The sequence below is a fragment of the Arthrobacter sp. PL16 genome (genome assembly GCF_035985055.1).
Classification (GTDB): Bacteria; Actinomycetota; Actinomycetes; order Actinomycetales; family Micrococcaceae; genus Arthrobacter_D; species Arthrobacter_D cheniae.
On the sequence record NZ_JAXCIC010000004.1, the window covers coordinates 354,300 to 366,498 of the forward strand.

The window sequence follows — 12,199 nt, forward strand, 5'->3', positions numbered from 1 at the left end:
AGGCGTTATCCGACGACGGCGCTGGCCACGTTCTCGTTGTCGCCCGACATCACGATGTGCGCGTCGACCCGGCGTCCCGCCAGGAGCGCCGGTAACCAGTGGGGCGCGTCCTTCCACATCTCCGGCCAGGGGATGCCGTCGACCGCATACCACCGGGGTTCGATCTCCTCGCTGGTATGCGGATCAGCGTTGCCCGCGTCTGCGGAGAACAGGAATGCCACCATGTTCCAGTCCGGGCGCGCCGGGAAGGACCAGGCGATGCGGCCGGCGTCGTGCAGCGCCTCGGGTTCGAGGTGGACGCCGCTCTCCTCGTGCACCTCACGGACGGCCGCTGCGAGCGCCGTCTCCGTGCCGTCGATCTTGCCGCCGAGTGCCACGACACGGCCGGTACCGAAGCCGGTGAGCTTCAGGCCGAGGAGTACCTCCCTGGTTCCGGGCGGACGAGGTCCGGAACCTCCCTGAACGTCGGGGAGGGCTGCTCCGCGTTCGGGTCCGACGCGTCGGGACGGACGGAAGAGGAAACACAGGACCACGGAGCGGTAGCAGACGCCGTCGATGGTCGTCCACTCCCCCGGTCCGGCCGCTTCCCCGGGGATCTCAGGCACGGGCTCGCGGGTGCGCTGCCGCGTAGACCTCGCGCAGCGTATCTGCGGTGACCAGGGTGTAGACCTGAGTGGTGGTGACGGACGCGTGCCCGAGGAGTTCCTGCACCACGCGGACGTCCGCGCCACCTTCGAGCAGATGGGTGGCGAAGGAGTGCCGGAGCGTGTGGGGCGAGACGTCCTGCTTCACCTCTGCACGCTCGGTCGCCGTCTTCAGGATGCTCCAGGCGCTCTGCCGGCTGAGGCGGCCTCCCCGGACGTTGAGGAAGAGCGCAGGGCTACCCTTGCCCTTGGACGCGAGCGCGGGCCTCCCCCGCACGAGATAGGCGTCGACGGCCCGGGCCGCGAAGGAGCCCACGGGAACAAGCCGCTCCTTGGAGCCCTTGCCGGTGAGGCGGACGACGGCGGGACCGTCGAGTGCGTCGCTGACGGAGACGTCGTCGACGTCGAGGCCGATGGCCTCACTGATGCGCGCTCCGGTGGAGTAGAGGAACTCGAGCAGCGCCCTATCCCGCTGGCCCGCCGGGGTGCTGGTATCGACGGATTCGAGGATCTTCACGACGTCGGCCACCGGGATGGCCTTGGGCAGGCGTTGCCCCGTCATCGGTGGGTGGACGTCCCGGGCCGGATCGCCCTCGGTCATGCCCTCCAGCGCCCAGAACCGGTGAAGTCCGCGCACTGCGACGATCGTGCGCGCTGCGGATCTCGGGCTCAGCGGCGACAGTCCATCCTCGCCGGAGACGACCGCCTGAGCGAACGCGGAGACGTCGTGCCGGGTGATACCGGCCGCGTCGACGACGTGACGGCCACCGAGGAACGCCTCGTAGCGCCTCAGATCGCGCCGGTAGGCCGCCAGTGTGTTCAGGGACAGGCCCCGCTCCACGGACATGTGCTGCAGGTAGTCCCTGACGAGAGCGGACAGAGGCCCGTCCCCTTCGTCCGGCGCCGGTTCCGGCATGCTGGTCAGCTCTCGAGCACGGCGCCGCGCGGCCACGTCGAATGTTGGCTGGGGTGTTCGGGCCAGGGCGTCGTCGCGGGACGGAGGTCGGCGAAGCCGTTTCCACGTGCCACGCCGGCCGCGAGGATAGCAGCCACCGCGGACGGGCTGTGGATGCGGCCCTCGAGCGCTGCGCTGATCGCGGTATCGAGGTCCACCCACTTCAGCTCGATCTCGGCTTCCTCGTGGGTGCGAGTATGCCGGTCGGCCTCGGGAACGTCGCCGATCCCGCGCGCAAGGTACACCCGCAGGGCCTCGGAGGAGGACCCCGGCGACAGGAACAGGTCCACCAGTACATGCCACCGACCCGCGGTGAGGTCGGCTTCCTCCGCCAGCTCCCGGGCGGCGGCGTCGACGAAGTCCTCACCCTCCTCGTCGAGCAATCCGGCCGGGATCTCCCAGAGCGCCATGCGAACCGGGTGGCGGTACTGTCGTATGAGCAGCACCTGATCGTCATCATTGAGCACCAGGACGGCGACCGCACCGGGATGCCGGATGAAGTCACGGGTGATGGACTCGCCGTCATCCGTCAGGGTGAACTCCTCACTGACGACATCCCACACCCGCCCCTCGTAGACCGTCGTGGTCCCGAGCAGCCGGCGCGGGCTCTGCTCGTCGCCGAAGGTGTCGCTGTAGTGTCCTGCCACCAGCACCGTCAGACCTTCGCGCCGCGGCGCTCGAGCGCCGCCTTAACGAGGCCCGCGAACAGCGGGTGAGGGCGCGTCGGCCGGGAACTCAGCTCGGGGTGGGCCTGGGTGGAGACGTAGTAGGGGTGGACGTCCTTCGGAAGCTCGGCGAACTCCACGAGCTTGCCGTCCGTCGTCGTGCCCGAGAACACCAGACCCGCCTCGGCGATCTGGTCGCGGTACTCGTTGTTCACCTCGTAGCGGTGGCGGTGGCGCTCGAACACGGTCGTCTTGCCGTAGGTCGCGGCGATGACCGAGCCCTCCTGGAGCTTGGCCTCCCAGCGACCGAGGCGCATGGTGCCACCCATGTCACCTTCACCGGCAACGATCTCGAGCTGCTCGGCCATGGTCGCGATGACGGGGTACGTGGTGTCCGGCTCGAACTCGCTCGAAGATGCGCCCTCGAGTCCAACGACGTTCCGGGCGTATTCGATGACCATGCACTGCAGGCCCAGGCAAAGACCGAGCGTCGGGATCTTGTTTTCCCGCGCATAGGTCAGCGCCCCGAGTTTGCCCTCGAGTCCGCGGATCCCGAAGCCCCCGGGGATGCAGACCGCGTCGACGCCCTCGAGGGCCTTCCTTGCGCCCTCGGGTGTCTGGCAGTCATCGGAGGGCACCCACTTGATGGTGACCTTCGTCTTGTTCGCGAAACCCCCGGCTCGCAGCGCCTCGGTGACGGAGAGGTAGGCGTCAGGCAGGTCGATGTATTTGCCGACGAGCGCCACCTCGACGTGGTGCTTCGGGTTGTGGACCACCTCGAGCAGCTTGTTCCACTTGGTCCAGTTCACGTCCTTGAACTTCAGGTTCAGGGCCTGCACGATGTATGCGTCGAGGCCCTGCGCGTGGAGGGTCTTCGGGATGTCGTAGATGCTCGGCGCATCAGCGGCGTTCACGACGGCGTCGATGTCGACGTCGCACATGCGCCCGATCTTCTCGCGCATGGCCATGGGCACTTCGCGGTCGGAGCGGATGACGATCGCGTCCGGCTGGATACCAATCGAGCGAAGCATCGCGACCGAGTGCTGCGTCGGCTTGGTCTTCAGTTCCTGGGACGGACCGATGTAGGGCACCAGGGAGACGTGCAGGAAGAAGACGTTGTTCCTGCCGACGTCCTGGCGGACCTGGCGTGCCGACTCGAGGAAGGGCTGGGACTCGATGTCTCCTACCGTGCCGCCGATCTCGGTGATGATGACGTCGGGGGCCTTCTTGCCGGGAGCCGCCTCGGCGGGCAGGCGCATGCGGCGCTTGATCTCGTCCGTGATGTGCGGAATGACCTGCACGGTGTCGCCGAGGTATTCACCACGGCGCTCCCTGGCGATGACCGTGGAGTACACCTGGCCGGTCGTCACGTTGGCGGAGCCGTCGAGGTTCTCGTCGAGGAACCGCTCGTAGTGGCCGATATCAAGGTCGGTCTCGGCTCCGTCATCCGTCACGAACACCTCACCGTGCTGGAAGGGGTTCATCGTGCCGGGATCGACGTTCAGATAGGGATCAAGCTTCTGCATCGTCACGGAGAGGCCGCGCGCCCGGAGGAGGTGACCCAGGCTTGATGCCGTCAGTCCCTTGCCGAGTGAGGAGGCCACGCCGCCAGTCACGAAGATGTGCTTGGTCGTTGCGGACTTGAGGAACCGGGAGTTTATTTGCTGCGCCACGGAGCTCAAGGCTATCACCGAGCGACGGTACGGGCAGCATCGGCGAGGAGCTCCTCGGCGTGCGCCCGTGCCGAAGCGGAGTCCTCCTGACCGGCGAGCATCCTCGCGAGCTCGCGAACCCGCTCGTCCTCGGGCAGGACCTCGACGTCGCTGGCAGTCACTCCTCCTCCGTCACCGTCCCGGGAGACGTTCTTCGTGACGCGGATGTGACGGGCGGCGAATGCGGCGACCTGGGGCAGGTGCGTCACCACGATGACCTGGACGTGTTCTGCCAGCATCGCAAGCCTCCGCCCGATCTCCACTGCAGCCTTGCCACCGACGCCTGCATCAACTTCATCGAACACGAACGTAGGCACCGGATCGACGGCGGCCAGGACCACCTCGATCGCCAGCATCACGCGCGAGAGCTCACCACCGGAGGCTCCCTTGCCGAGGGCCCTCGGCGCCGAGCCCGGATGCGGTTGCAGGTTGAACGAGATGTCATCGGCACCGTGGATCGTGAGTGATTCCGCAGCCGTGAGGTCGATGAGCAGCTGTGCGTCCGGCATGGCGAGGGCGGTCAGCTCGTCGCTGACTTTCCCTGCCAGGCTGCCGGCGGCCGTACGCCGCAGGGCGGACAGTGCGTCGGCGAGCTCATGGACCTGCCGGTCCAGGTCGTCGATCTCGTCGTCGAGCGCCTCGACGCGGGAGGAGTCTCCGCTGAGTTCCAGGAGCCGCTTGACGGCGTCCTCCTGCCAGGCCAGCACCTCATCGATGGTCGGGGCGTACTTGCGCACCAGGACGGAGAGTGCGGCACGGCGCGACTCGACCTCCTCGAGCCTGCCCGCGCCCTCACCGTCGAGGGAGGTTCCGTAGCCTGCCAGCTCTGCGGAGATGTCCGCCAAAAGGTAGCCGACCTCCGCGAGTCGCTCGGCGAGCCGGCCCAGATCGGCGTCGTGCTCCTCGACGGCCTCGAGCTGCCGCTTCGCCTCGTCGACCAGCGACACGGCGTCGGCACTGGCCCCTATCTCCTCGGAGATCAGCGCCTGATGGGCCACGAGGGCTGCTGTGCGAAGCTCCTCGAGGTTGCCGAGACGCATCGACTCAGCCTTCAGGGCGGCGTCCTCTCCGGGCTGAGGGTCGAGCTCGCCGATCTCGGCCAGGGCAGCTTCCAGGCCTTCGGCCTCGCGGAGCCGCTCACGGGCCTCGCTCCTCAGCCTGTCGCGTTCGGCGAGGGCGTCGCGCCAACGGCGAAAAGCATCCTCGTAGGCGCGCAGGGCCTCCTCGACGGGTTTCCCACCGAATTTGTCGAGGGCCTGCCGCTGGGCGGGGGCACCCTTCAGGCGCAACTGGTCGGATTGCCCATGCACGACGACGAGCTCGTCCCCCAGTTCTGCCAGCACACCGACGGGGGCCGCGCGGCCACCGACGTAGGCACGGCTGCGCCCCTCGCTCGTCACCGTCCTCGCGAGGATCAGTTCCGCGACGCCGTCGTACTCCTCCATCGAGGCGCCGGCTTCCACGGCCCTCAGTGCGGCGGCACTGCTGGGGTCCAGCCGCAGGACAGCCTCGGCGGAGGCGGACTTCGCCCCGAGCCGAACGGCGCCGGCATCCGATCGGGCCCCCCGTAGCAGCCCGAGGGCTGTGATCACCATCGTCTTGCCCGCACCGGTCTCGCCGGTCACGACCGTCAGTCCCGGTCCGAGATTCAGCGTGGCGTCCCTGATGACGCCGAGGTCGCGGATCCGCATCTCCTCGATCATTGCGCTGCTCCGTCCTGGTGCTTGATCGGGCCGCGCCACCCCTGGATAGGGAGCTCGAACTTGCGCACGAGCCGCTCCGAGAAGGGCGTCTGCCGGGTACGAGCAAGCCGAACAGGGTAGTCGGATCGCCGCACTTCGACGCGGGCACCCGGCGGTAGTTCGATGCTCCGCCGACCATCGCACCACAGCACACCGGCAGCGTCCGTGCGGGTGAGCAGTTCGACGGCGAGCACCGACGTGGGTGCGACCACGAGCGGTTTGGCGAAGAGCGCGTGGGCGCTGATCGGCACCATGAGGAGCGCCTCCACCTCGGGCCAGACGATCGGCCCGCTGGCGGAGAACGCGTACGCCGTAGAACCGGTCGGCGTGGCGAGGACGACTCCATCGCAGCCGAAGGAGCTGACAGGACGGCCGTCGACCTCCATCACGACCTCGATCATGCGCTCACGGTTCGCCTTCTCCACGGCGGCCTCATTGAGGGCCCAACTGGTGCCCAGCAGGGTGTCCCCCTGCCATACGAGGACCTCGATGGTGGTCCGCTCCTCCACGGTGTAGCTGCGGTCGGCGACCCAGCGCACCGTCTCCTCGAGATCAGCACGCTCACTCTCCGCGAGGAATCCCACGTGTCCGAGATTTACGCCGAGCAGGGGGATGCCTGCTTCGCGAACGAGTTCGGCCGCGCGGAGAATGGTGCCGTCACCACCGAGCACCATGACGAGTTCAACGTCGCCGAAGTCGTCACCCAACACCTCGGCGGGAGCGGCCAGCGCACCGTACTCGCGCTGGATGTCGGCGAGCTCCTCGGGACGCATGACCGGCTGGAGACCGAGCTCATGCAGGCGCGTACACGCTTCCTGCGCCGCGATCATCGCGTTCCTGCGGCCGGTGTGCGCGAGCACCATAATTCGTCTACTCATCAAGCTCCGTCTGATCGGTGGAGCGGCGCGGTGGCGGGAAGAGGCTGCTCTCAGCGAGTGCCCGCTCCGTCAACCGGTCCAGCTCCTCTTCGATCCTAGGCATCAATCCTCCGCGGGGCACCTTTATCCACACGAAGTACTCCAGGTTGCCGTCCTGTCCCGGCAATTCGCTCTGCGCGATTCCGGCGAGATCCAGCCCGCACGCCAGCGCAGACCGCAGGACGCCTCCTACTGCGCGACGACGGGCGTTGTCCGACGTCACGACGCCCAAGCGGTTGAGGCCACCGCGGCCGACTTCGAACTGGGGCTTCACCATCAGCAGCAGGTCTCCGCCTGCCTCGGTGGCGCCGGCGAGGGCGGCCATGACCAGGCGCAACGAGATGAAGGAGAGGTCCGCGACCGTGAGCTGCGCCGGACCGCCGATGTCTGCCGGGACGAGGTGACGGACGTTCATGCCCTCGAAGACCCGCACACGCGGGTCGTCGCGCAACTTCTGTACGAGCTGGCCGTGTCCGACGTCGACTGCCGCGACCTCACGAGCACTCCGCCGGAGGAGGACGTCGGTGAAACCCCCTGTGGACGCACCGGCGTCGAGGCACCGCTTATCCGTGGGATCAACCGCAGGAAAGGCACGCAGGGCGCCGTCGAGCTTCTTCCCCGCCCGGCTCACGTAGTCCTCACCGCGTTCCTCGACGAGAAGGATGTCCGCCGGCAGGATGGGGGCCGATGGCTTGCTCACCACGTGTCCGTCCCGGAAGACCCGCCCCGCCGCGATCAGCTGGGCTGCATGCGACCGTGATCGGGCAAGCCCGCGGAAAACCAGTTCCTGGTCAAGACGAGCCATGGGCTCCCGCCTCGCGAAGCTTCTGCTGCGGATTCAGTTCACCGCTGAGGCGGTCGTGGACGTCGAGGTAGACGTCAGCGTGATCCAACACGGGAAGGTCATCGAGCCGGCCGAGCGCGGCCAGGATCTGATCGATATGGCGGTCCCCCGTTGATGACGGCTCCGCGCCGGCCGTGCTGTCGCCCGTCCTCTCGACGCTTTCGTCATCCATCCCTGCCATGCCTTCCGCCTCCATCACCCGCCGGTGTCTCTCCATGCAGCACTATCTGGCGGACCGGCGTGAACGCGACCGACGGCGCAGTGTCCGGGACCTTGTGCGGGTGGGCGGCCCACCAGGCGGCGCACGCCGCACGCCAGCTGTCGACGTCGTCCTCCCGGCCGCTGACGCTGACCGTCGAGTCCGCGACCCTAGCCCTGGCGTCGCGGCAGGAATAGGAATCGCCGTCGAAGCTGACCTCGGGATACTCCTCGTACAGGTCGGCGAGGGACGCGATCAGGTACACGGGCCGCTCTTCCACGGTCGCCGCCAGAGCCGTCCGGACCGTGTCGACGCCCGTGAGGACCAGAGCCGTTGCCATGCCAGCGCGATTACCACCCAGGATGTCCGTGTCGAGTCGGTCCCCCACGACGAGGGCACGCTCCACACCGGAATGCCGCGCAGCCGTCTCGAAGAGAGCGGCGCCCGGCTTGCCTGCGATGAGCGGTTGCTTGCCGGTGGCAGCGGCGACGGCGGCGACCAGCGTCCCGTTCCCCGGTGCGATCCCGCGCTCCTGCGGGATCGACATGTCCGTATTGGTGGCGATCCACGTTGCGCCGGCGGCGACCGCGTAGGCGGCCTCGGCCAGGTCCTTCCACCCGAGGAGCGGCGAGAAACCCTGGATCACCGCGTCCGGTCGATCGGCTGCCGAGTCGACGACGACGAGGCCCTGCGCGGTGACAGCCTGTGCGAGCGTGTCACTACCCACCACGAGGACAGTCGATCCGCCCGCTACCTGCGCCGCCAGCAGTTCCGCGCCGGCCAGCGCCGAGCCGAAGACCTGCTCCGCTGTGGCGGGTGCCCCGAGTTCACGCAGATGCGCGGCGACATCCTCGGAGGACCGCGACGCGTTGTTCGTCACGTAGGCCAGGCTCTTGCCCTCGAGGGCGAGCCTGTCGAGGGCTTCCGTGGCCCCGTCGATCGCGTTCGGACCGGCATAGACGACGCCGTCGAGGTCCGCGAGCACCCCGTCGAAACCGTCGATCAACCGCTCACTCATCGACGACATCCTCCTGCACAGGCTCTGCCTTCGGGCTCCGCTTGCGCTTGGGCGCCTTCTCCGCAGGAGCATCAGCTATCTTGCCGGAGGTTTGAGTCGCTTCGGTCGCGGGAGTACTTCCCTTTCCCGGCATAACCGTTGCTCGGTTACTTTTTGTCGGGTCGGCCCGCACCTCGCCCTCCGAGAACTCGACCGCGGGAGTGAAGGATGTCCGTCGAGTCGTGTCCGCGGCGACCTTGGTCGGGGCGTCGTCGGACGAGTCGATGTCCGCACTGCCCGATCCGTCCATGCTGAACAGCATCTCCGTCTGCAAAGGCTCGACCGGCGTGGGGGAACCTCCCTCAGGTGAGGCATCGGCAGGAAGGGCTATCGCGCGCTCATCTTGGGACGTAGCCTCAGGCTCCTCCTCGGGCTCCACCTTCGGCGCGTCGTCGTGTCCGTCCTCGGAAGAGTGGGATTCCGGCATGTCATCGGCCACCCGACCCTCCCCGAGCTGCTCGAGATCGGCCTCGAGGTCCAGGGACATCCCGCCCACGAGGTTCGGTTCGGACGCCTCCGGACGATCAGCATCGCCGAGCACGGCCGGTTCTCCGCTGACCTCTGCATCGCCTGCGTCCGGTGCTGTGCCTTCGTCGCCTGATTCCTCCGACGGCCGCTCTCCGCCATGACCACCCAAGGGTGCCTGCTGCAGAGGCTCACCTCTGCGCTGTTCCGCTGCGGCAGGCTCGATCGGCTGCTCGCCACCTTTACTGGCGCTGCCTCCGACAGGACCGTCCTCCGATGGGGCGGGCGTTCCAAGGAGGTCCGCGACCCTCGGGACCGGGCTCGACACAGGCTCGTCATCCTCACCCAGGTCGATGATGTCCGGCTCCAGATCGTCGTCGAGCCCAAGAGCCTTCTCCGCTACCCTCGCCTGGCGGCGCCACTTGTCGGACTGATCAGATCGGCCGACGGCGTCGAGGGCGTCCGCGTAGGCACGGAACAGTCGCGGGCTGAAGGCGAAGGCACGGTGTAGGTCCAGTTGCGGGATCTCGAGGGCCGAGACGGCCGCGTCGAGCTGACCGAGGTCCGCTCGAGCACCGGAGATCACCATGGCGAGCTCCGCCTTGCCTGCTGCGTCCAGCGATTCGGCCTCTTCACTGCGTGCGAGGTCGAGCGCCCTGTCGGGACGGCCGAGGCCGCGCTCACAGTCCGCCATCACCGGGAGATGCACATTCGAACCACTGATCCGTCGGAACGTCCTGAACTCCCTGAGGGCTTCCCCGTAGTGGCCGGCTGCGTACGCCGTCAGCCCCACGGCTTCACGAACAGCTGCCAGGCGTCCACCTCGGCGACTCGCTGCCAAGGCATGCTGGAAGGCCAGTTCCGGGTCGATATCGAGTAGCCGTCCCGCCATGACGAGGTGCTTCGATACCCAGAGCGCGCTGCGTTCCTCCAGGTTGCGCACCTGAGCACGGGTGACCCGATCTAGTTCGTCACCCTTGACGTCCTCGTCTATCTCGGGAGACCGCTCTCGGTCAGGCCGATTCGCGCTACGGAGATCACGAGCATTATGGGTACGCGGACCAGCCGAGGATGCTTCGTCCGGCCGACCTCCGCCACGGCGGTCGTCGCCAGAACGGAATCCGCCTGCACCACGCTCGTTGCGATCCGAGGGCCGGCGGAAGGAATCGCTGCGGTCGCTCGACGTGCGCGGCCCGCTGGTGCGCCCCTCTGGCGAAGAGGACCGGGATTGCCAGGGACGCTCGGAGCCGCTGGTCCTGTCCGACGTCGCTCCGCCCCGACCGCCGAAGCGGGATTGCTTGTCTGCTGCAGACCCGGAGGCCGAACCACCGCGCGAAGCCGCGCCGCGTAGTTGCGCGCCGCGCCCCTCATCCGTACCGCGGTCCGGACGACCGTACGAGCGCGGGGCTGACTGGCCGGTATCGCGTCCCCCGGTATCGTTGCGCCGTCCACCCTGACCGCCATCGCGACCCGGGGTCGAACGCGCATCACGTCCTGACGCCGGACGGTCACGCTGGAATCCGCCCTGGGCAGGCCGCTCAGTCCGCCCCCCCTGGCCTTCGGTCGGCCGATCATCAGACCTGCCCTTCCACGCGGGCTTCCCTTCGCGGCGATCAGCACCGCGGGTATCTGACTGGCCCTTCCAAGGCGAACGGCCGCCGGCCGGGCGTCCTTCGCTACTCCTGCCGCTGAAGCCGCCGGCGGGGCGTCCCTCGTCGCCCGCTCCGCGAATGCCAGCCTCCGGCGAATCGCTGCGACGGTCCGCGCTCGAAGTAGAGGCGGGGCGTTCGCTCAGCGAACCGCTGCTGGAACGATCGCGCTCGACCCGCTCCGAAGCGTCAGTGCTTCGGTCTGGCGCAGCACCTTCGTCCTTGCGGGGAGCCTTTGCAGCCTTCGACCCCCAGGAGTGCCGACCGCGCTGCCCGGATCCATCCTGATTACTGCCGCTTCGGCTTCCCGGCTGGCGGGAGTCCCCGTCTTGTCCAGCGGTGTGCTCCTGCTCGGTCATGGCAGCGCGGTCCTCTCATCAGGTGCCGGCGTAGTCCTGCCGGCGGATCTCTATTTTGCTGTGGGTCTTACTCTTCTATGGAACCACGAAGCCCCGGCGAGCACTTCATCGACGTCGTTGGAAAGAGGGCGATGTGATGCAGAGCTCGGGCTTACCCGGCTTCTGAACGAACGCTCTCCCTACTGTGACTCCCGACTGTCCGCTATGCGTACCTCAGAAACTCGTATGACCTCGTTGCTGCTACCACCGCTGACGGCATTACTCGTCCCAAGTGGCCATCGCCCTAGCGCAGTCGTGACGCTAGTGCTCGGCGGGCTGGGACCGGTGGGCGGGTTCGATGGCCGCAGATGCGAAGTCGGCTGGAGCCGGCATCCGGGAGCCCGAGGTGGCAGTAGCTGCGCTGGAGTGAGCGTGCGGCGGCTGACCAGGCAGTCGTGTGGGTTCGGCCGGTGGTGCCGCGGCGGGCTGGCCCTGCGCGCCTGAAATCGCCCGGTGTGGTGTGTTGGTGTGCCCGTAAACCTGGGTGGCCCGTAGGCCTGGGTGCCCTGGTGGTGGGGTTAACGTACGGAAGGCCCCGCACCTGGTGGTGTGGGGCCTTTCGTGTAATGGTTGTCCGGCGGTGTCCTACTCTCCCACACTCTCTCGGGTGCAGTACCATCGGCGCTGTGGGTCTTAGCTTCCGGGTTCGGAATGGGACCGGGCGTTTCCTCCACGCTATGACCGCCGTAACCCTTGCTACCAGGATCCCGGTGCGCCCGCTCTGTTCCCTTGTGCCACGGTTGGGGTGGTGGGGGTGTGTGCGGGTTTCGGGGTGGTAAATCTGTGGGGTTACATCAGTTATTCAGTTGTGTATTCAGTTATTCCTCAGGTGGTGCCCTTGTGGGGGCTGTGCCCTGGTGGGGGCTGTGCCCTGGTGGGGGCTGTGCCCTTGTGAGGGTTGTGCCTGTGGTTACGGGTGGTTCCTGTTGTTGGTTGGGAACCGCATAGTGGA

General features: G+C 67.7%; 10 protein-coding genes and 1 rRNA gene. All 11 read right to left on the reverse strand.

All coding sequences use genetic code 11. From position 1 onward, the window contains the following. Positions 1–5 precede the first annotated feature (5 nt). Positions 6–605, reverse strand: a complete 600-nt coding sequence (locus RCH21_RS11090; protein ID WP_326964408.1) for an 8-oxo-dGTP diphosphatase — start codon at positions 603–605, stop codon at positions 6–8. Further along, positions 598–1,560 carry a site-specific tyrosine recombinase XerD gene (gene xerD / locus RCH21_RS11095; RefSeq protein WP_326964409.1) on the reverse strand — a complete coding sequence of 321 codons (963 nt, stop codon included), beginning with the start codon at positions 1,558–1,560 and terminating at the stop codon, positions 598–600. The genes RCH21_RS11090 and xerD overlap by 8 nt, the downstream gene beginning before the upstream one ends. Before the next feature lie 5 nt (positions 1,561–1,565). After that, positions 1,566–2,246, reverse strand: a complete 681-nt coding sequence (locus RCH21_RS11100) for an NUDIX hydrolase (protein ID WP_326964410.1) — start codon at positions 2,244–2,246, stop codon at positions 1,566–1,568. A gap of 8 nt (positions 2,247–2,254) precedes the next feature. Beyond that, the gene (locus RCH21_RS11105; RefSeq protein WP_326964411.1) at positions 2,255–3,955 is read right to left on the reverse strand and encodes a CTP synthase; all 1,701 of its coding nucleotides are present in this window, start codon (positions 3,953–3,955) and stop codon (positions 2,255–2,257) included. After that, complete coding sequence (gene recN, locus RCH21_RS11110; RefSeq protein WP_120149253.1) at positions 3,952–5,679, reverse strand: DNA repair protein RecN; 1,728 nt, start codon at positions 5,677–5,679, stop codon at positions 3,952–3,954. Before recN ends, RCH21_RS11105 begins: the two co-directional genes overlap by 4 nt. Then, positions 5,676–6,596, reverse strand: coding sequence for an NAD kinase (locus RCH21_RS11115; RefSeq protein ID WP_120149254.1), 921 nt, complete (start codon positions 6,594–6,596; stop codon positions 5,676–5,678). The genes recN and RCH21_RS11115 overlap by 4 nt, the downstream gene beginning before the upstream one ends. Next, positions 6,589–7,440: a TlyA family RNA methyltransferase gene (locus RCH21_RS11120; protein ID WP_326964412.1), complete on the reverse strand. Its 852-nt coding sequence runs from the start codon at positions 7,438–7,440 to the stop codon at positions 6,589–6,591. Before RCH21_RS11120 ends, RCH21_RS11115 begins: the two co-directional genes overlap by 8 nt. Next, complete coding sequence (locus tag RCH21_RS11125; protein WP_326964413.1) at positions 7,427–7,651, reverse strand: hypothetical protein; 225 nt, start codon at positions 7,649–7,651, stop codon at positions 7,427–7,429. Before RCH21_RS11125 ends, RCH21_RS11120 begins: the two co-directional genes overlap by 14 nt. Next, entirely contained in the window at positions 7,644–8,696 is a 1,053-nt protein-coding gene (locus RCH21_RS11130) for an HAD-IIA family hydrolase (RefSeq protein WP_326964414.1), read from the reverse strand. Before RCH21_RS11130 ends, RCH21_RS11125 begins: the two co-directional genes overlap by 8 nt. Further along, entirely contained in the window at positions 8,689–10,143 is a 1,455-nt protein-coding gene (locus RCH21_RS11135) for a hypothetical protein (protein ID WP_326964415.1), read from the reverse strand. Before RCH21_RS11135 ends, RCH21_RS11130 begins: the two co-directional genes overlap by 8 nt. A 1,676-nt stretch (positions 10,144–11,819) precedes the next feature. Then, positions 11,820–11,936 (reverse strand): 5S ribosomal RNA (rrf, locus tag RCH21_RS11140). Between the last annotated feature and the right edge of the window lie 263 nt (positions 11,937–12,199).

Coding starts and splice junctions, on each gene's coding strand:
- xerD (WP_326964409.1), bottom strand. CDS start 1,560: ATGCCGGAACCGGCGCCGGACGAAGGGGACGGGCCTCTGTCCGCTCTC.
- recN (WP_120149253.1), bottom strand. CDS start 5,679: ATGATCGAGGAGATGCGGATCCGCGACCTCGGCGTCATCAGGGACGCC.
- RCH21_RS11115 (WP_120149254.1), bottom strand. CDS start 6,596: ATGAGTAGACGAATTATGGTGCTCGCGCACACCGGCCGCAGGAACGCG.
- RCH21_RS11120 (WP_326964412.1), bottom strand. CDS start 7,440: ATGGCTCGTCTTGACCAGGAACTGGTTTTCCGCGGGCTTGCCCGATCA.
- RCH21_RS11125 (WP_326964413.1), bottom strand. CDS start 7,651: ATGGATGACGAAAGCGTCGAGAGGACGGGCGACAGCACGGCCGGCGCG.
- RCH21_RS11130 (WP_326964414.1), bottom strand. CDS start 8,696: ATGAGTGAGCGGTTGATCGACGGTTTCGACGGGGTGCTCGCGGACCTC.